Origin of the sequence: Microbacterium kunmingense, assembly GCF_023155745.1 — a bacterium.
In the GTDB taxonomy this organism is placed as follows: Bacteria; Actinomycetota; Actinomycetes; order Actinomycetales; family Microbacteriaceae; genus Microbacterium; species Microbacterium kunmingense.
This window is the reverse complement of the sequence record NZ_JAKNUS010000001.1, coordinates 160,151-183,599: the sequence shown is the minus strand read 5'-3', so window position 1 is coordinate 183,599 and position 23,449 is coordinate 160,151. Positions and strand designations below refer to the sequence as shown.

The window sequence follows — 23,449 nt, the reverse complement described above, 5'->3', positions numbered from 1 at the left end:
ATCGAGAGCCCTGCGGGCGCCGCCGTGGGATGTGTCACCCGGGCGCGGGGCTCAGGTCGATGAGATACCCGAGCGCGAAGACGATCCAGAACACCGTGGGGAGAGCAGCGATCCCGCCCGCGGTCCACGAGACCCAGCGGCGGTAGCCTCGGGCGATCGCCCAGGCCGCAGCGGTCACCCCTGCCATCGACAGCGCGATCGAGAGCGGTGTGGCGTTGATGGCCGAGCCGGCGGGGCCCGAAAGGGCCAGCGGGGAGAGGAGTGCGCCCGCGAGCAGCCCGACCGCGACGACGCTGAGGGCGAGGGCTGTCCAGGCCAGCGCGCTCGGCCGTTGCGTCGGGTGGGCGCGGTCGATGCGCCGGCCCAGCGGGATGCCGATGGCGAAGCCCAGCGCGACGCCGAGCACGACGAAGACGATCACCCTGCGGCGCCCCGGAACGAGGGAACGGTGTTCATGGCCGCACGATAGGCGGAGGCGGTCGAAGCGATCGGGCCGATGGTCCTTTCGTTCTACTCGTGCTCGGGGAGGATCGGGGTCGACCATCCGGGGTCGCGACCGAGTTGCGCGGCGCGGGCGACCGCGGCTGCGCCGAAGCGATCGCGGAGCCGGTCGAGCACGGTGTCGAGGGCGCCGTCGACCTCCCCCTCCCCGCTGAAGTCGAGCGGCAGCTCGGGCTGGACGGCATCGGCGCGCTCGAGGTGCGACAGCGAGAGACCGAGGAGGGTGATCCCGCGCTCGGTGATCGTCGGAAAGGCGGCGGCGAGCAGCATCCGTGCCGTGTCGAGCAGCAGCGACGTGCGATCCGTCGGGAACCGGAGGGTTCGTGACCTGGTCGCCTTGGTGTAGTCACCGAAGCGGAGGCGGAGGACGACGCTCCGGCAGACCCGGTCGCCGTCGCGAAGGCGGCGGGCCAGCCTGTCGACGATCTGACTGAGGATGACGTCGAGCTCGTCGGGGGTGCGGGGGCGGGTGCCGAGGGCGCGCTGCGACCCGATCGAGCGGCGGCGGCGCGTGGTGTCGACCGGCCGCGGATCGCGCAGGCGCGCAAGGGCGTGCAGGTGCGCGCCCGCCGCCCGGCCGAGCAGGCGCTCAGCGGTCGCCGCCTCGAGCTCGGCGAGCTGTCCGACGGTGCGGATGCCGAGGCCGTGCAGTTTCTCGGCGGTCTTCGCCCCCACGCCCCAGAGCCGCTCCACCGGCAGCGGCAGGAGGAACGCCTCCTCCCCGTCGGGCTCGACGACGAGGAGCCCGTCGGGTTTGCTCACGGCGCTGGCGACCTTGGCGAGGAACTTCGTGCGCGCGACCCCGACCGAGATCGGCAGTCCGACCTCGGTGCGCACGCGTTCGCGCAGCCGCGCCGCGATGTCGGCGGGAGGGCCGGCGATGCGTCGGAGCCCGCCGACTTCGAGGAAGGCCTCGTCGATCGAGAGCCCCTCGACGAGGGGCGTGGTGTCGCGGAAGATCTCGAACACGGCTTTGCTGGCCGCCGAGTACGCCTCCATGCGAGGGGGAACGACGATCGCATCCGGGCAGAGCTCCCGCGCCTGACGTCCGCCCATCGCGGTGCGCACGCCACGAGCCTTGGCTTCGTAGCTGGCGGCGAGCACGACACCGCCGCCGACGATCACCGGGCGGCCGCGCAGCGCGGGCGCGTCGCGCTGCTCGACCGAGGCGTAGAACGCGTCGAGATCGGCGTGCAGCACGGTCGCCTCGTCGCGCATCGGGCCTCCTCCCCGGGCGCATCGTCGCACGGGGGTCCGACATCGCGGTGCGGGCACCGGGCTGAGGTCGGGCCCGCCGGCTGCGCGATCGAGGTGGCGGAAGTGGTCGCCTTCGGGCGGCGCGGGCGGCAATCTGTGCCACCTCGATGGCAGCGGTGCGGTCGAGGTGGCGGAGATGGTCGCCTTTCAGGCTCGCCGGCGGCGATCTGCGCCACATCGATCCGGCGGCGGGGTGGGCCCGGCTTGGGATCGTCAGCGCCCGCGCACGTGGTTCCACTCGAGCACGACCGGCCGCCCGTGCTCGTAGCCGAGCTCGTTCACCGCAGACGTGCCGAGCCAGAAGTAGCGGCCGCCTGCGGCGGTCAGCCCGAGCCACGTGCCGGTGAGCGCGCGGATGAAGTGGGCGTGGGAGAACATCAGCACGTGCTCGCCGCGTTCGAGGCGGGGACGGATGCTGCCGAGCAGCGACTCCGCGCGAGCGGTGACCTCGCCCACGCTCTCCCCCGGGGTCTCACCCGCGGGAGCGCCGTCGTCCCAGATCGACCAGGGGTGGCCGAGCTGCGCGATGATCTCCGGCGTCGTGAGCCCCTCGTAGGCGCCGTAGTCCCACTCGTGGAGGCGCTCGTCGGGTCGGGCGCCGGGAAAACCGGCGTGCCGGGCGGTCTCGACCGCGCGGCGGAGGGGGCTGGTGAGCACGAGGTCGAAGCGCCGGGTGGCGAGGAGGGTGCCGGCGAGCTCGGACTTGTACCTTCCGGTCTCGGTGAGGGGGATGTCGGTGAGCCCGGTGTGGCGTCCGCTCTTGCTCCATTCGGTCTCGCCGTGCCGGACGAGGACCATGGTCCCCTGGAGTTCGATGTTCGCGGCTCTCGTCACCCCTTCATCCTGCCGGTCCTCAGCCCTGCCCGGGAGAGCCGAGCGTTCCCCCGTCGGGCAGCTCCGGACACTCCGCCGACGCGGTGAGGGCGGCGACCTCGGCGCGCACGGCGACACCGTCGGGGGTGCGGACGATCGTGTAGACGACGCCCTCCTGTGCGCCGTCGGCGGGGATGTAGCCGACGGTCAGGTTGTCGAGCTCTGGGGCGTCGGGGTAGGGGCCGGTCGCCGTCGTCACGAGGTCGGCTGTCGGGTTGGCCTGCAGCCAGTTCGCCGTTTCGGCCACCGTCGCCCCGGGAATGATCCAGTAGCCCTCGAGCTCTTCGACCGGGGTGCAAGGCCACCCTGTGAAGGAGAGGAATTCCGCGGCATCCTCGTCCGACGGCTCGGCTCCGGGTGGGAGCGCGGCGGCCTCCAGCCAGGCCTCCGCCTGGGCTCTGGCGGCGGGATCGCCGGTCGCGGTGGGCGGCGTCTCGGGCGAGTCGGGCGACGCACCCGAGCACGATGCCAGCGCCGCTGCACAGATCAGGACGCCGGGCAGCGCCACCGACCGAGACCGCATGAGCCCACCGTAACCCGCCCGACGACTGCCCCGGTCGTTGAGCGCCCTTCGACAGGCTCAGGAACCGCGCCGCAGCGAGGCGAAACGCCCGCCCTCCTACACCAGCCGCAGATCCGCGTCGATCGCGCGCGTCGTCGCCAGGAGCGCCGGGAGGTAGGTCTCGCGCACCCGGTCGACGGTGTCGCGCGTGGCACTCGTCGACACGTTGACCGCCGCTACCACCGCACCGGTGCGGTCGTGGACGGGGGCCGCGATCGAGCGCAGCCCCGACTCGAGCTCGCCGTCGACGAGCGCCCACCCCTGAGCGCGCACCCTCGCGAGCTCGGCGGAGAGCGCCTCGGGGTCGGTGAGGGTGCGATCGGTGAGGGGCTCGGGCGGGAGAAGGGCGAGGATGTCGGCGACCGCCGCCTCGGGGAGCGCGGCCAGCAGCACCCTTCCCATCGAGGTGGCGTACGCGGGGAACCGGGTGCCGATCGTGATGCGGACGCTCATGATGCGACGAGTGGGCACGCGCGCGACGTAAACCACCTCGGCACCGGCGATCACCGCCGCCGAAACGCTCTCGTCCACCTCGCGCGAGAGGGCCTCGAGGTGCGGCTGCACCACCTCTGGCAGCGACAGTGCCGACAGGTAGCTGAAGCCGAGCTCGAGCACCTTCGGCGTCAGCGCGAAGGCGCGGCCGTCGCTGCGGACGTAGCCGAGGGTCTGCAGCGTGTGCAGGAACCGTCGCGCCGCGGCGCGAGTGAGATCGGTGCGACGCGCGACGTCGCTCAGGGTGAGCGAGGGATGCTCGCCGTCGAAGGCGCGGATGACTCCGAGCCCGCGCGCCAGCGACTGGACGAACTCGCTCGAGGGCTCGAAGCCTTCGGCGCTCACCGCTCGAGGACCACCGCGAGCCCCTGGCCGACGCCGATGCAGAGCGCCGCGACGGCGACGCCCGAGCCGCGGCGGGCGAGCTCGTGCGCCGCGCGGCCGATGACACGGGCGCCGGAGGCGCCGAGCGGGTGCCCGATCGCGATCGCACCGCCGTACACGTTCGCCTTCTCGGGGTCGAGTTCGGTCCACAGCTTCAGGCACGCCAGGCTCTGCGACGCGAACGCCTCGTTGAGCTCCACGATGTCCACGTCGGCCCACGTGCGGCCGGCCCGTGCGAGCGCCCGGTTGGCGGCCTCGACGGGGGCGACCCCGAAGACGTCCGGATCGTTGCCGAAGGCGGCGCGGCCGGTGATGCGCGCGAGCGGCTCGGCCTCGAGGGCTCCCTCGGCGCCGAGCAGGATCGCCGCGGCGCCGTCGTTGATCGACGACGAGTTGCCGGCGGTCACGGTGCCGTCGGCGGCGAAGAGCGCGCGCAGGCCTCCGAGCTTCTCGAGCGTCGTGTCGGCGCGGATGCCCTCGTCGCGGGCGAGCTCGGCGCCGGGGACCTGGGTGATCTCACCGTCGAAGACGCCGTCCGCCCACGCCTGGGCGGAACGCTCGTGACTGCGCAGGGCGAAGGCATCCTGTTCTTCTCGGGAGATCCCGTAGATCGACGCGAGCTTCTCGGCGGACTCACCGTTTGAGATCGTCCACTCCTTCGGAAGCGCTTTGTTGGTCATGCGCCAGCCGATCGAGGTGTTCCACATCGTCTGGTTGCCGGTGGCAGGCCAGGGCTTCGGCGACTTCTCCACGACGAAGGGCGCGCGGCTCATCGACTCCACTCCGCCGGCGAGGATGACGTCGGCGTCGCCGGCCTCGATCGCCCGCGATCCCTGGATGACGGCCTCCATGCTCGACCCGCAGAGGCGGTTGACGGTGACCCCGGGAACCGTGGTGGGGAACCCCGCGAGGAGCGCGCCGAACCGCGCGACGTTTCGGTTGTCCTCGCCGGCCTGGTTGGCGTCACCGAAGATCACGTCGTCGATGCGAGCGGGGTCGAGGCCCGCGCGTTCGACGACGGCCTTCATGGCCACGGCGACGAGGTCGTCAGGTCGGACGCCGGAGAGGGCGCCGCCGGCGCGGCCGAACGGGGTGCGGACGGCGTCGTAGATGTAGGTCGCGGGCATGTCAGTGTCCTTCCGCCGGGGCCAGGCGCAGGCCCGTGAGTTCTTGCAGCGAGGCGACGGTGTTCTCACCGAACGCCTCGCGCACTGCGAAGCCTTCGGGGGTCACGTCGAAGATCGCGTGATCGGTGTAGACGCGGGTGACGCAGCCGACGCCGGTGAGGGGGTAGGTGCACGCCTCGACGAGCTTGGACTCCCCGGTCTTGGTGAGGAGGTCGGTCATCACGTAGACGTCCTTGGCGCCGATGGCGAGGTCCATCGCGCCGCCGACGGCGGGAATCGCGCCGGGCGCGCCGGTCGACCAGTTGGCCAGGTCGCCGGTCTCGGACACCTGGAACGCGCCCAGCACGCAGACGTCGAGGTGGCCGCCGCGCATCATGCCGAACGAGTCGGCGTGATGGAAGTACGCCGCCCCGGGGAGTGCGGTGACGGCCTGCTTGCCGGCGTTGATGAGGTCGGGGTCCACCGCGCCGGCCTCCGGCGCCGGTCCCATGCCCAGGAGGCCGTTCTCGGTGTGGAGGATGATCTCGAGGTCGGCGGGGAGGAAGTTCGCCACCAGAGTGGGGGCGCCGATCCCGAGGTTCACGTACGCACCCTCGGGGATGTCGGCGGCGATGCGGCGGGCGAGGTCGTCTCGCGAGATGCGGGTGCTCATCAGAGGGGCCGTCCTTCCAGGTCGACGCCGCCCACGAAGGTGCCGTCCTTCAGCCAGGGGCGCTCACCGACGGCGACCAGGCGGTCGACGAAGATGCCGGGGGTCACCACGGACTCGGGGTCGAGACTTCCGAGCGGAACGATCTGGTCTACCTGGGCGATCGTGCGGGTCGCCGCCGTCGCCATGATGGGGCCGAAGTTCCGGGCCGTCTCGCGGTAGACGAGGTTGCCCCACCGGTCGCCCTTCAGCGCGCTGATCAGGGCGACGTCGGCCTTGATCGGGTACTCCAGCACATAGGTGCGGCCGTCGATCTCGCGAGCCTCCTTGCCCTCGGCGAGTTCGGTGCCGACCCCGGTGGGCGAGAAGAACGCGCCGATCCCCGCGCCGGCGGCGCGGATGCGCTCGGCGAGGTTCCCCTGCGGAACGAGTTCGAGCTCGATGTCGCCGTCGCGGTAGAGGCCGTCGAAGACCCACGAGTCGCTCTGACGGGGGAAGGAGCAGATGATCTTGCGCACGCGCCGATTGGCGAGGAGCGCGGCGAGCCCGACGTCGCCGTTGCCGGCGTTGTTGTTCACGATGGTCAGGTCCTTCGCGCCCTGCGCGATGAGGGCGTCGATGAGCTCGACCGGCTGGCCGGCGCGGCCGAACCCGCCGATCATGACGGTGGCCCCGTCGGGGATGTCGGCGACGGCGTCTGCGACGCCCGCCACGGTCTTGTCGATCACCCGGATTCTCCTTGTGTTCGCGATACGTACACCTGTACGTATGTCGTACTCAGTGTACGCCGCGGCGCGGGTCGTCGCGACCCCCTCGTGGCGTCGCTCGTTCGCCTCTCCCGAACCACCCCGTTCGCCCGACCCGCACCCACCCCCGTTCGCCTGACCCGCACCACCCCGTTCGTCCGTCGCAAACGTACGTGTTCTGGCCCGGCCCGCGTACGTATGCGACGAATGAACGGGGGAAGGAACGACAGGGGGCGCCGATTCGACCTTCGCGGGAACGTGGGTGTCCCCGACTCCTGCAAAACAAAACGCGCAGCGCCGGAATGGGCCGAATCACGCGGCAGAAGCCGGTTTTGCAGGAGTTGGGGACAGCGAAGCGGCGCGGGCTCAGTCCTGCAGCGTCAGCTCGGCGGGGATCGGCACGATCCGCTCCCGCTCGTGGATGAGCTCGACGGCATGCCTCACGAGCCGGACGTCCTCGGCGAGCTCGGGCTCCCACCGCGGCACGGGCCGGGCGCGGCCGTCGGGACCGGGATCGACGAAGACCATGATGCACTGCGTGGTGAGGGTCTTCTCGGCGGGGGTGCGGGGGTCGGCGGAGCGCACCCGCACGACGATGTGCATGCTGCGCGGCCCGGTGTAGATCAGGCGGGCGTCGAGCTCGACGAGGTGTCCGATCCGCACCGGGGCGAGGAAGTGGATGCCGCCGGAGTACACCGCGACGGCCTTGTCGGACGACCACGCCGCCGCGCACGCGAAGGCGGCCTCGTCGATCCACCCCATCACCGTGCCGCCGTGCGCGGCGCCGCCGAAGTTCACCGCGCTCGGCGGCGCGAGGAAGCGCATCTGCGAGCGGGGCGCCGCGGTGTCTTCGGTGTACACCTGGCCGAGCATTGCCTTCTTGATCGTGTCGCGCGCGGCGATGCGCGAGGTCGCGATCTCGCCGAGCGCGCGATCGGCGTCGGTGCGCGGTGTCCACTGCGGCACCGACGCCGGTCGGCGGTCGTCGTCGACCGCGACGAAGACGAGCATGCAGGTGGTCGCGGGCTCGTACCGGCGCGAGCGGATGTCGCCGGCCTCGACGGTCACGGCGACGTGCACGCTCGACCGGCCGGTGTGCACGACCCGGGCGTGAACCGCCACGAGAGACCCGGGCGCGATCGGGCGCGTGTGCTGCACGTTTCCGACGTATGCCGTGACGCAGTACCGCCCGCTCCAGCCGACCGCGCAGGCATACCCGGCCTGGTCGATCCATTCCATGACGCTTCCCGCGGCGACGGTGAGTCCGCCCGCCGCAGCGTCGTGGGGAAGGGCGAGAAAACGCATCGTCACCCGATCGGCGGGGGCGGTGGCATCCGCGACGGGCGGCTCTGCGCTCATGCTCACATCATGACGCGTCGGCGTAGACCTCCGCAGCGATGCGGAACGCCGTGTTGGCGGCGGGCACCCCGCAGTAGATCGCCGACTGCAGGATGACCTCGCGCACCTCGTCGACGGTGAGCCCGTTGCGAAGCGCGGCGCGCAGGTGCATCGCGAGCTCCTCGTGGTGCCCGAGCGCGATGAGCGCGGTGAGCACCGCCACCGAGCGGGAGCGTCGATCGAGCCCCGGGCGCGACCACACATCTCCCCAGGCGACACGCGTGATGAAGTCCTGGAAGTCGGCCGTCAGCGGGGTCGTCCCCGCGATCGCCCGGTCGACGTGGGCGTCCGAGAGCACCTCGCGGCGCACCGTCATGCCCTGGTCGTAGCGCTCCTGGTCGGTCAGTCCTTCGCCGTCAGGCCGTGTCATCCGCTGTCCTCTCGATCTCGCTGATGAAGTCCGCGATCACCGTCGTCGTGGCGGCGGGATCGTCGGCAGGCGGCAGGTGGGCAGCTCCCGGGATGCCGGTGGCGCGGCCTCGCGCGACCCCGTCGGCGATCTCGCGGGCGAGGGCTTCGGGGGTGACCTGGTCGTGTCCGCCCCACACCGCGAGCACCGGAACGGTGATCTCGCCCAGGCGGCCCCGCACGTCGTGGGCGGCGAGCGCCTCGCAGCAGCGGGCGTAGCTCTCGGCGTCGGCGTCGCGCAGCGAGTGCAGGAGCCGCCCGGTCAGGTCGGGGTTCCCGGCGATCGTGTCGGGGGCGAACCACCGCCCCGCCGAGGCGATGATGAGCGACGAGGTCGACTGCTGCCGCACCTGGGCGGCCCGCTCGTGCCACCCCTCGGGGGTGCCGATCTTCGCGCCCGAGGCGATGATCGTCGCGGAGCGGACGAGGGAGGGATGCCGCAGGGCGAGCTCCAAACCGACAGCGCCGCCGAGCGACACCCCGGCGTAGTGGAAGGGTTCGGCGATGTCGGCGGCGAGGGCGTCGGCGAGATCGGCGACGGTGAACGCGTCGGTCGCCGCCGGGGAGACACCGTGGCCGGGGAGGTCGAACGCGCGCACCCGGAACCGGGCGCGCAGCGCCGGAACGACCTCGTCCCACAGGATCGTGGAGGTGCCGAGCGAGTTGCCGAGGACGACGAGGGGTGCGCCCGCCGGGCCGCCGGCGTCGGTGAGGGTGAGCACGGGGCGGGTCATGGGGCGTCCTCCGCAGCGTCGGGGGCGGGCGAGGCTGCGACCGAGCGGTCGACGAAGGTGCCGGCCAGCCCGGTGTAGCGCGCGGGATCGAGGAGGTCGGCGACATCCGTCCCCTCGAGCTCGGGGACGGTGCGCAGCAGCGCGGCCAGATCCTCACCGCGTCCGGCGGCGGCGACGAGGTCGCGCACACGCGCCGCGCCGACGAGCGGCGTGAGGACGATCGACAGGCGCTCCGAGACGAGGAGGCCTCCGGTGGTGGCGAGGTTCTGCGCCACCGCGGCGGCGTCGACCCGCAGGCCGCCGGTGAGCCGCGCGGCGTGCGCGCTCGCGCCGAGGGCGAGCCGGAGGAGCTCGCGCAGCGTCGGCCACTCGGCGTGCCAGGCCCCGTCGGGCCGCTCGTCGGCGGCGAGCGCGGCGGCCAGGTGCAGGGTCGCCCCCAGCTGCGGGGCGCGCAGCGCCGCGGAACGGAGAAGGACGGATGCCGCGGGGTTCTGCTTCTGCGGCATCGCCGACGAGCCGCCGCCGGCGGCCTCGGCGACCTCGCCGATCTCGGTGCGACTGAGGGTGGCGACGTCGGTGGCGATCTTGCCGACCGCGTCGATGGCCTGCACGAGCGCGTCGCCGAGCTCGGTGATCGGCCAGCGCTCGGTGTGCCAGGGGGCTGCCGGGGCCGCGAGGCCGAGCTCTGCGGCGTAGGCGTCGATGAGCGCGGCGGCGTCCTCGGGCGATCCGAGGTGCTCGGTGAACGCCGCGGCCGTGCCTGCTGCGCCGCCCAGCTGCGCGGGGAGCGCCGCGCGCGCGGCGTCCAGCCGCGCCCGCGCGCGGTCGACCCCGCGGAGCCAGCCCGCGACCCGGGCGCCGACGGTCGTGGGAACGGCGTGCTGGGTGAGCGTGCGGGCGGCGGCGACCTCGTCGCGGTGCGCGCGCGCGAGGTGCGCGAGGGAGACGGAGGTGGCGGCGAGGGAGGCGGCGACCTCGGCGGTCGCATCGCGGGCGACGAGGACGAGGGCGGTGTCGAGGATGTCCTGGCTCGTCGCCCCGCGGTGGATCCACGTCGCCGCCTCCGGCGACACCCGGGCCTTCAGCGCGCCCACGAGCGGGATGACGGGGTTCCCCCCGGCCACCGCCGCGGTGGCGAGATCACCCAGTGCGACGCCGTGCCCGCGGCATCCGCTCTGCCCGTCCCGCCAGCCGAAGGTCGAGGCGACCTCGGCGACGGCGACCTCAGGTGCCGCACCCACTCGGCCGTAGGCGCGGGTGAGGGCGACCTCGGCCGTCACGAGGGCGTCGAGCACAGCGGCATCCGACACCCCGGCGTCATGACCGACGGTGACCGGGCTCAGCAGGCCGACGTCGATCGCACCGTCGTCGGACGTGTCAGGCGGGGGCGTCGGGGAAGGCAAGGAACACGGTCTCCTTCTCCCCCTGCAGCCGGATGTCGTGGCGCAGATGTCCGTCGGGGGTGCGCGTTGCGATGAGCGTAGCGCGCTCGTCGGCGTCGAGTGAGGCCAGCAGCGGGTCGGCGGCGAGGAGCGCCTCGTCGTCGGGCAGGTAGATGCGGGTGTGCAGCTTGTTCGGCAGGCCCCGGGCGTAGACGATCACCGCGAAGAACGGGGCCTTGCCCGCCTCGGCCCCGGGGTTTCGGGTCCAGAACTCGTAGTGGCCGTCGTCGGTCGTGCCCGAGCGGCCGTATCCGGTGAAGGTGTGGCCGTCGCGGCGGAGCGCGCCGCGGGCGCGCGAGACGGTGCCGTCGCTGTCGGCCGACCAGATCTCGACGAGCGCGTCAGGAATCGGCGCGCCCGCGCCGTCGGTGACGGTGCCCGACAGCACGATCGCCCCCGGCGAATGCGGGAACGCGACCTGGTGCATGGCGTCGTAGGTCACGCCGTAGTGGAAGAAGGGGCCGACTGTCTGGCCTGCGGACGGGGTGTGGGTCTTCGGACCGGTGGGGCGGGGCATCAGTGCTCTTCCTCGGGCTCGAACCAGGTGGCGTCGGGGCCGTCCACGACGATGTCGAACCGGTAGCCCATCGAGAACTCGGGCACCGTGAGGTCGTGGTCGTAGATGCTGATCAGCGCATCGCGGTCGCGCTGGCGGCGGATGGTGTTGTAGATCGGGTCGAGGGCGAACAGCGGGTCGCCCGGGAAGTACATCTGGGTGACGATGCGCTGCGTGAACGCGCTCCCGAACACCGAGAAGTGGATGTGCGCGGGACGCCAGGCGTTGGTGTGGTTCTTCCAGGGGTAGGGCCCGGGCTTGATGGTGGTGAAGAGGTATTCGCCCTGGTCGTTGGTGACCGTGCGGCCGGCGCCGGTGAAGTTCGGGTCGAGCGGGGCGGGGTGCTGATCGCGCTGATGGATGTAGCGCCCGGCGGCGTTGGCCTGCCAGATCTCGATGAGCTGGTTCGTGATCGGGCGGCCCCACGAGTCGAGCAGACGTCCACGGACGGTGATGCGCTCACCCATCGGCTCGCCGGAGTGCTGCAGCGTGAGGTCGGACTCGATCGCGGCCACGTCGCGCTGGCCGAAGGCCGGGGAGAGCAGCTCGATCGTCTCGGGGTCGACGAGCTTGGGGTTCTTCGTCGGGTGGCGCAGGATGCTCGAGCGATAGGGCGGGAAGTCCCACATCGTGGCGGGGAGCTGCTCGCCCGCGGCCTCTCGCCGTTCGTACTCGGCGTGGAGATCGCGGATCTCCTGGGTGATCTCGGCCTGGCTCACCTGCACCGGGGTCGCGAGCAGCGACTCCGGGGCCGCGGCGTGGGCCTGGCCGTTCGAGGCCGCGGCGGCGGGGGGCGTGGACGCCTGGTCCGCGAGTGTCATCGGGGTCTCCTTCGACGGGTCCGGGTGCGTCCAGGGTGACACCGCGGGGCGCGTGAGCCGGGTCGGTGTCTCACTGGGTGGGAGGGAGGATGCCGTGGCGGGGCGCTTGCGCTTTCGTCGCCGTCACACGGGAGGAGATCCGCACGAGGGAGGTGAGCCGCGCACGGTTGCGCCTCCGCTGTGCGGATCTCCTCCGTGTGCCGCGTCGAGCGGGGCGGAGCGCGGCGAAGTGAGCAAGAAGTGGCGGGGCGGGGCGAAGGGGGCGGGCGACGGGGGGTGTGCGCCTACCGCAGGTCGTCGGCCAGCTCCCGAGCGGTCTGGATGACGAGGGGTCCGAGGCGTCGCTCGTCGGCGCGCTCGAGGTGCACGACGAGTCCGATCGCCGTAGGCGGCAGCCCGTCGATGCGCGGCAGCGGCGCCGCGACCGAGACGTTTCCGAGCGTCATCTCCTCGCGCGTCGTGGCGAAGCCCCGCGCGCGAGCGCGGGAGAGGTCGGTGCGCAGGGCGTTCTCGTCGGTGAGCGAGTGCACGGTCTCGCGCTCGAGAGGTGCGGTGAAGTAGCGCGCGAGCCACGCGTCATCCCTCGTCATCAGCAGCGCCTTGCCGACGCCGGTGGTGTGCAGCGGCCCGCGGCCGCCCATACGGCTGAGGGTCGGGATCGAGTGGCGCCCGGTCACCCGCCCGACGTAGAGCGCCGCAGAGCCCTCGGGGCTCGGCCCGTCGAGGACGGCGAGATGGACGTTCTCGCCGGTGGCCTCGTAGAGGCGGAGCATGTGCGGGAGCGCGGTCTCGCGCAGCCGCAGGGCGAGGGGGGAGAGTTCGCCGAGCTCCCACAGCCGGGGGCCGATGGCATAACGGCGGTCGGGGAGCCGCACGAGCAGGCCCTGGTCGACCAGTCGCGCGAGGAGGCGATGCAGGGTGGATGACGACAGGGTCGCCCGGGCACCCAGCTCGGCGGCGGTGAGGGCGGGATCGTCCTCGCTGAACGATCCGAGCACCCGGAGAGCGCGGTCGAGCAGGCCCTCCCCCGAAGGGGCCCGGTCTTCCCGCTGTTCGGCATCCTCGCGCACCCTCCGACACTACGGTCCCCGCGTTCCCTCCTGCACAGGCGCCCCGGTGCGGCGAGCTGTCCCCAGATGCGCCGGGGGGCGTCGTCCGCGCCGTTGGATCGGCCAGCGTGAGGGCATGACGATGGCCGATTCCCACCCCAGTCCCGACAGCAGACTCAGCCCCGACCGTGTGCTGCGCCACGACAGCGACCTCGAGGAGGTGCTCGAACTGCTCCTGGACCGGGCACTGAACCCCCGGCAGGTGTGGCTGCTGTTCCTGGACGCCGAGCAGCGTCTCACCGGCCCGGTGATGCCGTGCGACGACTACCCGCTCGATCCCTACGGGCTGGAGAAGACCGACGACCTCGGACTCGTGCCGTGCGCCGAGATCTTTGCGGCCTGGATCGGCGGTCTCCTCACGGGGATCGGCGCGGCCCGGGCGGTGATCGTCTGGGAGCGGCGCGGATCGCGCGATTTCACCCCCGACGAGCGCGCGTGGGCGCGGGCGATGGCGCTCGAGTGCGGCGCGGAGGGCGTCGACCTCCGGGCGCAGTTCGTGCTGCACGACGACGGGATCCGGCAATTGACCGCCGACGATCACCTGGGCTGAGGGTCCCGTCGTGAGATCGTGTGGGCATGGCCAACTCGCCCTCCGGCGACTCGGGTCTGGACCGCCTCGTGCGCGTGCTCGAGACCTTCGACGCCGACCGCACGCTGCAGACGGCGTCCGAGATCGGTCGCCGCGCCGGTCTTCCTCCCTCGACCGCGCACCGCCTCGTCGGCGATCTCGTCGCCGCCGGGCTGCTCGAGCGCGACGAGGATCACCGGGTGCGGCTCGGCCTTCGGCTGTGGGAGCTCGCCGAGCGCGGCTCGCTGGCGCTGCGCCTGCGGCAGGCGGCGCTGCCCTTCATGGAGCGGGTCCAGGCACGGGTGCGCGAGCACACCCAGCTCGCCGTGCTCGAGCAGGGCGAGGCGCTGTTCCTCGAACGTCTCAGCCACCCCCAGGCGGGGGCGAACATCACGCGCGTGGCGGGACGGCTCCCGCTCCACGCGTCGTCATCGGGACTGGTGCTCCTCGCCTTCGCCGCCCCGGAGGTTCAGGAGCGGGTGCTCGCCGGCCCCCTGACCGCGCTGGCTCCGGAGACGGTGACGGATGCCGCGGAGCTCCGGCGCCTTCTCGCCCGGATCCGCCGCGACCGCTTCGTGGTCGCCGCCGGCACGGTGGAGGCGGTGTCGACCGGAGTGGCGGTGCCGATCCGCGAGGGCCGGTCGGGGCCTGTCGTCGCGGCACTGTCGGTCGTCCTCCCCCGCGACGCACCGACCGCGGGGGCACGCGACGAGCTGCGGTCGGCCGCCGCGGGCGTGGAACACGCGCTGCGGTCGAGTTCTCATTGAACGAGAAATATCGGATGCCGCGGGCCCGGGCCGCGGCACACTGGACCTCATGACCCGCATCCGCACCCGCGTCGCGATCGTGGGCGCCGGCCCCGCCGGCCTGCTCCTGTCGCACCTGCTCGCCAAGGCCGGCATCGAATCGGTGGTGATCGACCAGCGCACCCGCGAGGAGATCGAGACGACCATCCGCGCCGGGATCCTCGAGCAGGGCACCGTCGACATCCTCGAGTCCAGTGGCGCATCCTCGCGCGTGCGCACCGTCGGCAACCGCCACGACGGCATCGAGCTGCGCTTCGAGGGCGAGGGTCACCGCATCGACTTCCCGTCGGTGACCGGCCGCGCGGTGTGGCTCTACCCGCAGCACGAGGTGCTGAAAGACCTCGTGGCCGTGCGCCTGGCCGAGGGACAGGACCTCCGCCTCGGCGTCACCGCCGAGCGGGTCGAAGACGCCGAGACGGACCATCCGCGGGTCATCGCCGTCGATGCCGACGGCCGGCCGCTCGAGATCGAGGCCGACTTCGTCGTGGGTTCCGACGGCTCGCGCAGCGTGGTGCGCCCCGCGGTGACGGGATCGGCGACCGGCGGCTACTTCCGCGAGTACCCGTTCGCGTGGTTCGGGATCCTCTGCGAGGCGCCGCCGAGCTCGGAGGAGCTGATCTACTCCAACTCCCCCGACGGCTTCGCCCTGATCAGCCAGCGGAACGCCACCGTGCAGCGGATGTACTTCCAGTGCGACCCCGAGGTCGACCCCGCCTCCTACAGCGAGGAGCAGCTCTGGCACGAGCTGCAGGTGCGGGTGCCGGGGACGACCCTGAACCAGGGGCCCATCTTCCAGCGCGACGTCCTGCGGTTCCGCAGCTTCGTCGCCCACGAGCTGCTCCGGGGCCGCGTCGCCCTCATCGGCGACGCCGCCCACACCGTTCCGCCGACCGGGGCCAAGGGCATGAACCTCGCCATCGCCGATGTGATCGTGCTCGAGCGGGCGCTGCGCGCCCTGCTGCTCGAGAACGACGCCCGCCTCATCGAGGCCTTCCCCGAGACGGCGCTCGCCCGTATCTGGAAGGCGCAGCACTTCTCGTGGTGGATGACGAGCATGCTCCACGTCGCTCCCGACGCCACCGATTTCGACCGCAAGCGTCAGATCGGCGAACTGCGCTCGGTCGTGGAGTCCGAGGCGGGGAAGACCTACCTCGCGGAGGCCTACACGGGCTGGCCGCTGCCGCAGGCGGGCTGAGCCGGGTCTGCCGCGGCGCCGCAGCATCCGGCCTTGCGTCACAGCCGGCCGGGCAGGTTCACCAGCGTTCGCGGGCTTCGCGCACCCCGATCCTCGCGCCCGCCGCTCCGGCGATGAGGAGCACCACGACGGCTCCCAGCAGGATCAGCAGCGCCGGCGTCCAGTCGCCGGTCGCGTCGTGCACGCCGCCGAGGAGCGGCGGCGCGAGGGCGCCCGCGGCGTAGCCGACCCCCTGCACCGTGCCCGACCTGCCCGCGACCACCCGCTCATCGCCGCCGAAGCCGTTGAGCATGATGAAGACCCAGGTGATCCCCGCCCCCTGGGCGAGACCTCCGACGAGGCACCACACGAGCCATCCGTCCGGAGCCAGGAGGAAGCCGAGCGGAATCGCCAGCCATCCCACCCCGATGATGACGGCCGCCGGCGCGGCCGAGAAACGGCCGGTGAGGACGGGGGTCAGGAGGGCGCCGGCCACACCCATCACCTGGAAGATCGCCGCGACCGCCCCGGCCTGCACCGCCGGCATCCCGCCGTCGACCAGGAGCGAGGGCAGCCACGCGGTGGTTCCGTAGAAGGCGAACGCCTGCCCGGCGAAGGCGAGGGCGAGCAGCCAGGTGCTGAGCGTCAGGGCCGCGGCGCGCCCCCTTCCGTCCAGGCGCCCGGCGACCGCGGTCGCCGTGGACGCCTCGGGGTCGGGTCGCAGGGCCTCGGCGCGACGGAGGCCGACCCAGACGCCGAGCGCGGCGAGTCCGAAACCGCCCCACACCGCGATCGCCACCCGCCAATCGGTGACGGCCGCGATCGGCACGGTGGCGAGGGTCACCGTCATGGTGCCGACGTTCATGGCCGAGGTGAACAGGCTCGTCACCCACGGCACCCGCGCGGGCGGGAACTCCCGCTTGATGATGAGCGGCACGACGACGTTGCCGACGGTGAGGAAGACGCCGAGCAGGGCCGTGCCGAGGATGACCGCGGGGAGCCCTCCGGCCGACCGCACGACCGAGGCCACCACCGCCCCGGCGAGGGCCAGGGTGAGGGCGAGGTCGGGCCCGAGGCGGCGGATGGTCGCCACGGCGAGCGGGGCACAGACGGCGAAGGCCAGGACCGGGATGCTGGTGAGGAGCCCCACGACGCCCGCCGAGACGGCGAGGTCTGCCTGGATGTCGCGGGCCACCGGGGCGACCGCGACGATCGGGGAGCGCAGCACCGCCGCGGTGAGGACGATCGTCAGTGCGACGCCCCACAGCGAGGGTGCCGGTGAGCGGGGCGTTCGGACGGACATCCCGCCCAGGCTAGTGCGCGGGTGCGTGCCCCCACGCCGGGAGGGAGTGCACCCCCGCGGTCCCGGTGAGTGAGCCCGCGGGTCGACCGCGGGCGGGGCTCGGCTAGGTTCGGTGCTCATGACCTCACCGGTGCGGCCTCCCACGCGCGAGCCGGGGCGCACGACGTCCCGCACCGCGGCGCGCACCGCCCTCCTGGTCGTCGCGGTCTGCCTGGTCGCGGCCAATATGCGCCCCACGATCACCGCGCTCGGGCCGGTGCTCGATCAGATCGGCGCCGACACCGGCCTCTCGCTCGCCGTGCTCGGCGTCCTCGCCGCCGTCCCGCTCGCCGCGTGGGCACTGTTCTCGCCGCTCGCGCACGACGTGGCGCGGCGCTTCGGGCTCGGCGGCGCGATCCTCGGCGCGCTCGTGCTCCTCCTCGTCGGCGCCGTCGTCCGCTCACTCCCGGGACCCGTCGCGCTCCTGTGGATCGGCACCGCCCTCATCGGCATGGCCCTCGCGGTGGTGAACGTCCTCATGCCGGCCGTCGTCAAACGCGACTTCCCCGCCCGGGTGCCGCTGATGATGGCCGTCTACACCGCGCTCCTCGGCGGGTTCGGCGCCCTCGCCTCGGGTGTCGTCGTCCCCCTGTCCCACCTGCCGAGCGCCGGCGGCGAGCTCGGCTGGCGGTGGGCGCTCGTGCTCGTCGGCGGCGTGCTCATCCCTCCGGCGATCGCCGGGTGGGCGGCGGCGTCGGGTCGGCGGAGAGCGGATGCCGCGGCCCGGCCGCCCCGCCGCAGCACCGGAATCTGGCGCGACGGCGTCGCGTGGCTCGTCGCGGCCTACATGGGACTGCAGTCGGCGATGTTCTACATGAGCGTCACGTGGTTCGCCGCGATCTCGGTCTCGACGGGGAGGAGCGAAGTCGCCGCGGGCATCGATGTGATGCTCTACCAGCTCTTCTCCACGGCCGGCGCGCTGGTGCTGCCGCTGCTGCTGCGGGGCCGGTTCGAGCGCTGGGCCCCGGCCACCGTCCCGGTGCTCGCGGTGGTCGGCACCGTCGGACTCATGGTCGCCCCCGACCTCATCACCGGGTGGGTGGTGCTCATCGGGCTGTCGTCCGGGGCGTCGCTCGGCATGTCGCTGACCCTCATGGCCGTGCGTGCGCGTGACCACGTCGCTTCGTCGGCCCTGTCGGGGATGGCGCAGTCGGTCGGGTACCTCGTCGCCGCGGCGGGCCCGATCGTCTTCGGCGCGCTGTATGCCGCCACCGGCTCGTGGATCTGGCCCCTCACCCTGCTGCTCCTGGTGCTCCTGGGTCAGAGCGGGGTGGGCATCCTCGCCGGGCGACCGCGCTTCGTGCTGGAGTGACCCCGCCCGAATCGTTGGGAAACTCAACGATCTGGCGCTACGATCGGCGTCATGCCGACCAGGGATGACACGACCGCGGCGCCGTCGCTCGCGCGCACGGGGCTCGCGGCATCCGTCCTCGGCGACGACCTCAGCTTCCTCCTCGCCCGGGCGAACGCGCTGTCGCTCAGCGCGGGGAACGCCGCCCTCGCCGCGCACGACCTCAAGGCCCGCTCCTACGCCGTGCTGGTCGCCGCCTGCGCGACCCCGCCGCCCTCGCAGCGCGAGCTCGCCGACTTCCTGCGCCTGGACCCCAGCCAGGTCGTCGCGCTCATCGACCAGCTCGAGCAGCGGGGCCTCGTCGAGCGCCGCGCCGATCCCCACGACCGTCGGGCCAACGCCGTCGTCGCCACCGCCGCCGGCGAGGAGCTCGCCCGCGACGCCCAGCAGACCGCCCGCCGCGCCGAGGAAGCGGTGCACGGCGACCTCGACGCCGATGAGCGTCGGACCCTCATGGCGCTGCTGCGCCGCCTCGCCTTCGCCTCCTGAGCGCCGAGCGTCGCGCCGCGCGGCGCGCAGCGCGCGCCACTGGCGAATCGCACCGCCGATGTGCACAGTGGTGCTGAGCGGACTTCGCCACGCTCGAGGAGGACCGATGCACACGACCGTCTTCGAACGACGCCCGCCCGCGGCCTCGGTGATCGACCATGCGCTCGCCACCACTCGGCACAGCGTGTTCTGGCTCGATGACATCACCCCGCCCACCTACCCGCGGATGGTCGGCACGCACCTCGCGGATCTCGTCGTGGTCGGAGCCGGGTACGCGGGTCTGTGGACGGCGCTGCGCGCCAAGGAGCGCGACCCCGGTCGACGCGTCATCGTCGTCGAGGCCCGCACCGTCGGCTGGGCAGCCTCCGGCCGCAACGGCGGCTTCTGCGAGGCGAGCCTCACCCACGGCCACGACAACGGCGCCACCCGGTGGCCCGACGAAATCGCCCGGCTCGACGAGCTGGGGCGCGAGAATCTCGACGCCATCGGCGAGACCGTCGCCAGGTACGGCATGGACGCCGAGTTCGAGCGCACCGGAACCCTCTCCGTCGCCGTCGAACCCCACCAGATCGAATGGCTGGCAGAGGAGGAGGGGTTCCTGGATGCCGCGGCGACGCGCGCCCTCGTCGACTCGCCGACCTACCTCGCCGGCGCCTGGGAGCGCGACGAGACAGCGCTCGTGCACCCCGGGAAGCTCGCCGCGGAGCTTGCTCGGGTCGCGGTCGAGGCGGGCGTGGAGATCTTCGAGCACTCCCGCGTGGTCGACATCGACTCCGAGGCCGGAGCGCGCCCGATCGTCCGCACCGCCGACGGCGGTGCCGTCCGGGCCGCCAAGGTCGCGCTCGCGACGAACGTCTTCCCCTCGCTCCTCACCCGCACGCGGCTCTACACCGTGCCGGTCTACGACTATGTGCTCATGACCGAGCCGCTCACGTCCGAGCAGAAGGCGGCGATCGGGTGGGAGGGCCGGCAGGGGATCGCCGACCTCGCCAACCAGTTCCACTACTACCGGCTCACCCGCGACGACCGGATCCTGTTCGGCGGATACGACGCGATCTACCACTACGGCGGGAAGGTGCGGCCCGCCTACGAGGAGCGGGCGTCGAGCTATCGCACCCTCGCGTCGCACTTCTTCACCACGTTCCCGCAGCTCGAGGGTCTGCGCTTCTCGCACCGGTGGTCGGGTCCGATCGACACCTGCTCACGGTTCTGCGCCTTCTACGGCGTCGCGCGCGGCGGCACGGTCGCCTACGCGGCCGGCTTCACCGGGCTCGGTGTGGGTGCGACGCGCTTCGCCGCCGACGTGATGCTCGACCTCCTCGGCGGAACGCCCACCGAACGCACCGAGCTGAAGATGGTGAAGGACAAGCCGATCCCCTTCCCGCCCGAGCCCGTGGCGGCGCTCGGCGTCACCCTCACCAAGTGGTCGCTCGATCGCGCCGACCACAACCAGGGCCGCCGGAACCTCCTGCTCCGCACGCTCGACGCCGTCGGGATGGGATTCGATTCGTAGCGGCATCCGACCGTCGCGCGAATAGTTGACAACTTCAATCATCGTCCGATTCAATGGGTGGTGATCGAAGGAGCTCTCATGTCACTTCACGGCAAAGTCGCTGTCGTCACCGGCTCGGGTCGCGGCCTGGGTCTGGCCTACGCCCAGGAACTCGCACGGCAGGGCGCATCGGTCGTCATCAACGATGTCGACGCGGCCACTGCGGATGCCGCCGTGAAGAGCATCACCGACGCGGGGGGTGCGGCCGTCGCCGTCGTCGCCCCGGTCGGCCCGACCGAGACCGCCGAGCAGCTGGTCCAGACCGCCGTCGACACCTTCGGACGCCTCGACATCCTCGTCACCAACGCCGGGGTGCTCCGCGACACCGTGCTGTGGAAGATGAGCGACGACGACTTCGACACCGTCATCGGCGTGCACCTGCGCGGCACCTTCACGTGCGTCCGCGCTGCGGCGACTTACATGCGCGCCAACGAGATCGCGGGGCGCATCATCTGCATCGGCTCGCCCACCGGCCAGCGCGGCAACTTCGGCCAGACCAACTACGCCGCCGCCAAGGCCGGCATCGTCGGGATGGTCCGCACCTGGGCGCTGGAGCTGAAGAAGGCGGGCATCACCGCCAACGCCGTCATCCCCGTCGCCGCGACCGCGATGACGGCGACCGTGCCCTACTTCGCCGCCGCCGTCGAGGCCGACGAGAAGGGTGAGCCGATGCCGGCGTTCTTCCGTCACGACCTCGGCTTCGGCACCTCCGACGACGTCGCGGGCCTCATCGCGTTCCTCGCCTCCGACGCCGCCTCCGGCGTCTCGGGTCAGGCGATCGGCATCGGCGGCGACCGCCTCCAGCTGTGGTCGCACCCCGAGGCCGTCGCGACCGCGTACCGCGAGGGCGGCTGGACCTACGACGCGCTCGTCGAGGGCTTCGGCGATGCCGTGGGCGAGCTGCAGAGCGTCGGCGAGAAGTTCCCGCCGCTTCCCGAGGATCTGCAGCGGTGAGACGCGTGTCGACTCGGGCGCGCTGCGCGCGTCCTCGCTCAACGACCGGGCTCGCGCACCGGGGAACACGATGAGATACGAGCCCGCGATCGACGTCGACGCGATCACCGCCATCGACGTCCACGTGCACATCGAGGTTGACGGGCACGGACATCACTCCCTCCCGGACGACCTCGTCGCCGCGGCATCCCGGTACTTCTCCGCCGACGGCCCCCGCCCCGACCTCGACTCCGTCGCGGACCACTACCGCGAACGCGCGATGGCCGCGGTCGTCTTCACCGTCGACGCCGAGCACACGCTCGGGCATCCGCCGATCTCCAGCGCCGAGGTCGCCGCGGGCGCCGCCCGCCACAACGACGTCCTCATCCCGTTCGGCTCGGTCGATCCGCACCGCCCCGACGCCGCCGACCGCATGCGCGCCCTCATCGACGACTCCGGGGTGCGCGGGTTCAAGTTCCACCCGACGGTGCAGGGGTTCGACCCCTCGGACGAGCGCTGGTATCCGCTCTACGCGATCCTGCAGGATGCCGGTGTCGTCGCCCTCTTCCACACCGGCCAGACCGGCATCGGGGCGGGGCTGCCCGGTGGGCGCGGCATGCGCCTGGGCCTGTCGAACCCCATACTCCTCGACCCCGTCGCCGCCGACTTCCCCGATCTGCAGATCATCATGGCCCACCCCTCCGTGCCGTGGCAGGACGAGGCGCTGTCGGTGGCGACCCACAAGCACAACACCTGGATCGACCTGTCGGGGTGGAGCCCGAAGTACTTCCCCGAGTCGCTCGTGCGCGCGGCGAACTCGTACCTGAAGAGCCGCGTGCTCTTCGGGTCGGACTTCCCCCTCCTCACCCCCGACCGCTGGCAGCGCGACGCGGCCGCGACGGCACTGAAACCCGAGGTCATGCCGGGCATCCTCAAGGACAACGCCGTGCGGCTCCTCGGCCTCGGCGGCTGACATGCCCGCGCTCGAGCCGGAGGAGGCGTTCGGGTTCGACCCCTACGCGATCGCCGCACGGCACCTCAGCCCGGCGGCGCGTGCGGCGCTCACGCGGCTGCAGGCGACTCTCGACCGCGACGCGCGCCCGCTCCTCGCCGACGCCTGGGAGCGTGCGGTGATGCCTGAGGCGATCCTCGACGCGCTCATCCCGCTCGACCTGATGCAGCCGTCGGGGATGGATGCCGCCGAGGCGCGCTCGACGATGTTCTCGGGCTTCCGCAACTACGTCCTCGCCCGCACCGACGTGTCGGTCGCGACCCTGTACAACGCCCAGTCGGGCCTCTTCCGCTCCGCCGTCGCGCTCGGCGGGTCACCGGAGCAGGCGGCCGCGCTCGATCCGCGCGTGCGCAGCTTCGAGGTCACCGGCGCCTTCGCCCTCACCGAGCCCGACCACGGCTCCGACATCGCCGGGGGTCTGTCGACCACGGCGCGCCGGGACGGCGACGCCTGGGTCATCGACGGGACGAAGACGTGGATCGGCGGGGCCGCGGCATCCGATCTTCTGGTCGTCTTCGCCCGCGACGTCGCCGACTCCGCCGTCAAGGCCTTTCTCGTGCCGACCGATGCGCCCGGCGTCGGCCTCGAAGCGATCACCGGCAAGACCTCGCTCCGGCCGATGCAGAACGCCCGCATCACGCTCGACGGGGTGCGGGTGGCAGAGGCCGACCGGCTGCAGCGGGTCGACGGCTGGCGCGACGTCGCGCGGATCCTCCGGGCCATGAGGTCGGATGTCGCGTGGATCGCCGCCGGCCTCCAGGCGGGCGTGCTCGACGCCGCCGTCCGCTACACGCGGCAGCGGCGGCAGTTCGACCGGCCGCTCGGCGGGTTCCAGCTCGTGCAGGAGAAGCTCGCCCGCATGCTCGGCAACACCGTCGCCTCCCTCGCGCTCGTCGTCGAGCTGTCGGCGCATCAGGACGACTCCGGAGCCTGCGCCGACGAGAACTCGGCGCTGGCGAAGATGCAGACTGCGCGCCTCGCGCGGGAGACCGTCGCCCTCGGCCGCGAGGTGCTCGGCGGCAACGGCATCCTCCTGGCCCACGACGCCGCGCGGTTCTTCGCCGATGCCGAGGCCGTGTACTCCTACGAGGGCACGCACGAGATCAACGCCCTCATCGTCGGGCGCGCCCTCACCGGCGCCTCGGCGTTCACCTGACCACCCG

The 23,449-nt window shown here is 72.6% G+C and carries 25 protein-coding genes; 9 read left to right on the top strand and 16 right to left on the bottom strand.

Annotation, left to right across the window (positions count from 1 at the left end):
• Window positions 1–34: 34 nt before the first annotated feature.
• The 15 genes from MA875_RS01000 to MA875_RS00930 all read right to left on the bottom strand — a co-directional run bounded on the left by MA875_RS01000 (window position 35) and on the right by MA875_RS00930 (window position 13,020).
• Window positions 35–421 carry a hypothetical protein gene (locus MA875_RS01000; protein ID WP_248239700.1) on the bottom strand — a complete coding sequence of 129 codons (387 nt, stop codon included), beginning with the start codon at window positions 419–421 and terminating at the stop codon, window positions 35–37.
• 89 nt (window positions 422–510) lie between these two features.
• Entirely contained in the window at window positions 511–1,719 is a 1,209-nt protein-coding gene (gene dinB, locus MA875_RS00995) for a DNA polymerase IV (RefSeq protein ID WP_248239699.1), read from the bottom strand.
• Between the two features lie 252 nt (window positions 1,720–1,971).
• Window positions 1,972–2,592: a histidine phosphatase family protein gene (locus MA875_RS00990; protein ID WP_248239698.1), complete on the bottom strand. Its 621-nt coding sequence runs from the start codon at window positions 2,590–2,592 to the stop codon at window positions 1,972–1,974.
• Window positions 2,593–2,611: 19 nt separating this feature from the next.
• Window positions 2,612–3,154 (bottom strand): hypothetical protein, encoded by a 543-nt coding sequence (locus MA875_RS00985; RefSeq protein WP_248239697.1) that lies wholly within the window; start codon window positions 3,152–3,154, stop codon window positions 2,612–2,614.
• A gap of 96 nt (window positions 3,155–3,250) precedes the next feature.
• On the bottom strand, window positions 3,251–4,030 hold the full coding sequence (locus MA875_RS00980; protein ID WP_248239696.1) for an IclR family transcriptional regulator domain-containing protein: 780 nt from the start codon (window positions 4,028–4,030) through the stop codon (window positions 3,251–3,253).
• A complete protein-coding gene (locus tag MA875_RS00975) occupies window positions 4,027–5,196 on the bottom strand; it encodes a thiolase family protein (protein ID WP_248239695.1) in 1,170 nt (389 codons plus the stop codon). Before MA875_RS00975 ends, MA875_RS00980 begins: the two co-directional genes overlap by 4 nt.
• A 1-nt stretch (window position 5,197) precedes the next feature.
• Window positions 5,198–5,848 carry a 3-oxoacid CoA-transferase subunit B gene (locus MA875_RS00970; protein WP_282448551.1) on the bottom strand — a complete coding sequence of 217 codons (651 nt, stop codon included), beginning with the start codon at window positions 5,846–5,848 and terminating at the stop codon, window positions 5,198–5,200.
• Entirely contained in the window at window positions 5,848–6,573 is a 726-nt protein-coding gene (locus MA875_RS00965) for a 3-oxoacid CoA-transferase subunit A (protein WP_248239694.1), read from the bottom strand. The genes MA875_RS00970 and MA875_RS00965 overlap by 1 nt, the downstream gene beginning before the upstream one ends.
• A gap of 384 nt (window positions 6,574–6,957) precedes the next feature.
• Window positions 6,958–7,950 (bottom strand): acyl-CoA thioesterase, encoded by a 993-nt coding sequence (locus MA875_RS00960; protein WP_248239693.1) that lies wholly within the window; start codon window positions 7,948–7,950, stop codon window positions 6,958–6,960.
• 7 nt (window positions 7,951–7,957) lie between these two features.
• Complete coding sequence (gene pcaC, locus MA875_RS00955) at window positions 7,958–8,359, bottom strand: 4-carboxymuconolactone decarboxylase (RefSeq protein ID WP_248239692.1); 402 nt, start codon at window positions 8,357–8,359, stop codon at window positions 7,958–7,960.
• Window positions 8,346–9,131, bottom strand: coding sequence for an alpha/beta fold hydrolase (locus MA875_RS00950; protein ID WP_248239691.1), 786 nt, complete (start codon window positions 9,129–9,131; stop codon window positions 8,346–8,348). The genes pcaC and MA875_RS00950 overlap by 14 nt, the downstream gene beginning before the upstream one ends.
• Window positions 9,128–10,534 carry a lyase family protein gene (locus MA875_RS00945; RefSeq protein WP_248239690.1) on the bottom strand — a complete coding sequence of 469 codons (1,407 nt, stop codon included), beginning with the start codon at window positions 10,532–10,534 and terminating at the stop codon, window positions 9,128–9,130. Before MA875_RS00945 ends, MA875_RS00950 begins: the two co-directional genes overlap by 4 nt.
• Window positions 10,509–11,090 carry a protocatechuate 3,4-dioxygenase subunit alpha gene (gene pcaG, locus MA875_RS00940; protein ID WP_248239689.1) on the bottom strand — a complete coding sequence of 194 codons (582 nt, stop codon included), beginning with the start codon at window positions 11,088–11,090 and terminating at the stop codon, window positions 10,509–10,511. Before pcaG ends, MA875_RS00945 begins: the two co-directional genes overlap by 26 nt.
• Complete coding sequence (gene pcaH, locus MA875_RS00935) at window positions 11,090–11,950, bottom strand: protocatechuate 3,4-dioxygenase subunit beta (RefSeq protein WP_248239687.1); 861 nt, start codon at window positions 11,948–11,950, stop codon at window positions 11,090–11,092. Before pcaH ends, pcaG begins: the two co-directional genes overlap by 1 nt.
• 284 nt (window positions 11,951–12,234) lie before the next feature.
• Window positions 12,235–13,020 carry an IclR family transcriptional regulator gene (locus tag MA875_RS00930; RefSeq protein ID WP_248239685.1) on the bottom strand — a complete coding sequence of 262 codons (786 nt, stop codon included), beginning with the start codon at window positions 13,018–13,020 and terminating at the stop codon, window positions 12,235–12,237.
• Window positions 13,021–13,135: 115 nt separating this feature from the next.
• On the opposite strand from MA875_RS00930, the gene MA875_RS00925 reads away from it, so the two are divergent.
• Genes MA875_RS00925 through MA875_RS00915 form a run of 3 tightly spaced genes read left to right on the top strand, consistent with a single transcriptional unit; the run spans window position 13,136 to window position 15,628 of the window.
• On the top strand, window positions 13,136–13,609 hold the full coding sequence (locus tag MA875_RS00925) for a hypothetical protein (RefSeq protein ID WP_248239683.1): 474 nt from the start codon (window positions 13,136–13,138) through the stop codon (window positions 13,607–13,609).
• A 26-nt stretch (window positions 13,610–13,635) separates the two neighbouring features.
• Complete coding sequence (locus MA875_RS00920; protein WP_248239681.1) at window positions 13,636–14,394, top strand: IclR family transcriptional regulator; 759 nt, start codon at window positions 13,636–13,638, stop codon at window positions 14,392–14,394.
• A gap of 49 nt (window positions 14,395–14,443) precedes the next feature.
• Entirely contained in the window at window positions 14,444–15,628 is a 1,185-nt protein-coding gene (locus MA875_RS00915; RefSeq protein WP_248239679.1) for a 4-hydroxybenzoate 3-monooxygenase, read from the top strand.
• 58 nt (window positions 15,629–15,686) lie between these two features.
• On the opposite strand, the gene MA875_RS00910 is transcribed toward MA875_RS00915, so the two are convergent.
• A complete protein-coding gene (locus tag MA875_RS00910) occupies window positions 15,687–16,910 on the bottom strand; it encodes an MFS transporter (protein ID WP_248239676.1) in 1,224 nt (407 codons plus the stop codon).
• A 118-nt stretch (window positions 16,911–17,028) separates the two neighbouring features.
• Between MA875_RS00910 and MA875_RS00905 the strand changes: the two genes are divergently transcribed.
• From MA875_RS00905 to MA875_RS00880, 6 genes are all read left to right on the top strand, one after another.
• A complete protein-coding gene (locus MA875_RS00905) occupies window positions 17,029–18,261 on the top strand; it encodes an MFS transporter (protein WP_248239674.1) in 1,233 nt (410 codons plus the stop codon).
• A gap of 51 nt (window positions 18,262–18,312) precedes the next feature.
• Window positions 18,313–18,789, top strand: coding sequence for a MarR family winged helix-turn-helix transcriptional regulator (locus MA875_RS00900; RefSeq protein WP_248239672.1), 477 nt, complete (start codon window positions 18,313–18,315; stop codon window positions 18,787–18,789).
• A 106-nt stretch (window positions 18,790–18,895) separates the two neighbouring features.
• On the top strand, window positions 18,896–20,302 hold the full coding sequence (locus tag MA875_RS00895) for an NAD(P)/FAD-dependent oxidoreductase (RefSeq protein WP_248239670.1): 1,407 nt from the start codon (window positions 18,896–18,898) through the stop codon (window positions 20,300–20,302).
• A 78-nt stretch (window positions 20,303–20,380) separates the two neighbouring features.
• Window positions 20,381–21,295, top strand: coding sequence for an SDR family oxidoreductase (locus tag MA875_RS00890; protein WP_248239669.1), 915 nt, complete (start codon window positions 20,381–20,383; stop codon window positions 21,293–21,295).
• Window positions 21,296–21,365: 70 nt separating this feature from the next.
• On the top strand, window positions 21,366–22,247 hold the full coding sequence (locus MA875_RS00885) for an amidohydrolase family protein (protein WP_248239668.1): 882 nt from the start codon (window positions 21,366–21,368) through the stop codon (window positions 22,245–22,247).
• Window position 22,248: 1 nt separating this feature from the next.
• Window positions 22,249–23,442: an acyl-CoA dehydrogenase family protein gene (locus tag MA875_RS00880; RefSeq protein WP_248239667.1), complete on the top strand. Its 1,194-nt coding sequence runs from the start codon at window positions 22,249–22,251 to the stop codon at window positions 23,440–23,442.
• The last annotated feature ends 7 nt before the right edge of the window (window positions 23,443–23,449 follow it).

Excerpts from the sequence above, each read along its gene's own strand:
- dinB (WP_248239699.1), bottom strand. The coding sequence starts at position 1,719 with ATGCGCGACGAGGCGACCGTGCTGCACGCCGATCTCGACGCGTTCTAC.
- MA875_RS00985 (WP_248239697.1), bottom strand. The coding sequence starts at position 3,154 with ATGCGGTCTCGGTCGGTGGCGCTGCCCGGCGTCCTGATCTGTGCAGCG.
- MA875_RS00975 (WP_248239695.1), bottom strand. The coding sequence starts at position 5,196 with ATGCCCGCGACCTACATCTACGACGCCGTCCGCACCCCGTTCGGCCGC.
- MA875_RS00970 (WP_282448551.1), bottom strand. The coding sequence starts at position 5,848 with ATGAGCACCCGCATCTCGCGAGACGACCTCGCCCGCCGCATCGCCGCC.
- MA875_RS00960 (WP_248239693.1), bottom strand. The coding sequence starts at position 7,950 with ATGAGCGCAGAGCCGCCCGTCGCGGATGCCACCGCCCCCGCCGATCGG.
- pcaC (WP_248239692.1), bottom strand. The coding sequence starts at position 8,359 with ATGACACGGCCTGACGGCGAAGGACTGACCGACCAGGAGCGCTACGAC.
- MA875_RS00950 (WP_248239691.1), bottom strand. The coding sequence starts at position 9,131 with ATGACCCGCCCCGTGCTCACCCTCACCGACGCCGGCGGCCCGGCGGGC.
- pcaG (WP_248239689.1), bottom strand. The coding sequence starts at position 11,090 with ATGCCCCGCCCCACCGGTCCGAAGACCCACACCCCGTCCGCAGGCCAG.
- pcaH (WP_248239687.1), bottom strand. The coding sequence starts at position 11,950 with ATGACACTCGCGGACCAGGCGTCCACGCCCCCCGCCGCCGCGGCCTCG.
- MA875_RS00925 (WP_248239683.1), top strand. The coding sequence starts at position 13,136 with ATGACGATGGCCGATTCCCACCCCAGTCCCGACAGCAGACTCAGCCCC.
- MA875_RS00920 (WP_248239681.1), top strand. The coding sequence starts at position 13,636 with ATGGCCAACTCGCCCTCCGGCGACTCGGGTCTGGACCGCCTCGTGCGC.
- MA875_RS00915 (WP_248239679.1), top strand. The coding sequence starts at position 14,444 with ATGACCCGCATCCGCACCCGCGTCGCGATCGTGGGCGCCGGCCCCGCC.
- MA875_RS00910 (WP_248239676.1), bottom strand. The coding sequence starts at position 16,910 with ATGTCCGTCCGAACGCCCCGCTCACCGGCACCCTCGCTGTGGGGCGTC.
- MA875_RS00905 (WP_248239674.1), top strand. The coding sequence starts at position 17,029 with ATGACCTCACCGGTGCGGCCTCCCACGCGCGAGCCGGGGCGCACGACG.
- MA875_RS00900 (WP_248239672.1), top strand. The coding sequence starts at position 18,313 with ATGCCGACCAGGGATGACACGACCGCGGCGCCGTCGCTCGCGCGCACG.
- MA875_RS00895 (WP_248239670.1), top strand. The coding sequence starts at position 18,896 with ATGCACACGACCGTCTTCGAACGACGCCCGCCCGCGGCCTCGGTGATC.
- MA875_RS00890 (WP_248239669.1), top strand. The coding sequence starts at position 20,381 with ATGTCACTTCACGGCAAAGTCGCTGTCGTCACCGGCTCGGGTCGCGGC.
- MA875_RS00885 (WP_248239668.1), top strand. The coding sequence starts at position 21,366 with ATGAGATACGAGCCCGCGATCGACGTCGACGCGATCACCGCCATCGAC.
- MA875_RS00880 (WP_248239667.1), top strand. The coding sequence starts at position 22,249 with ATGCCCGCGCTCGAGCCGGAGGAGGCGTTCGGGTTCGACCCCTACGCG.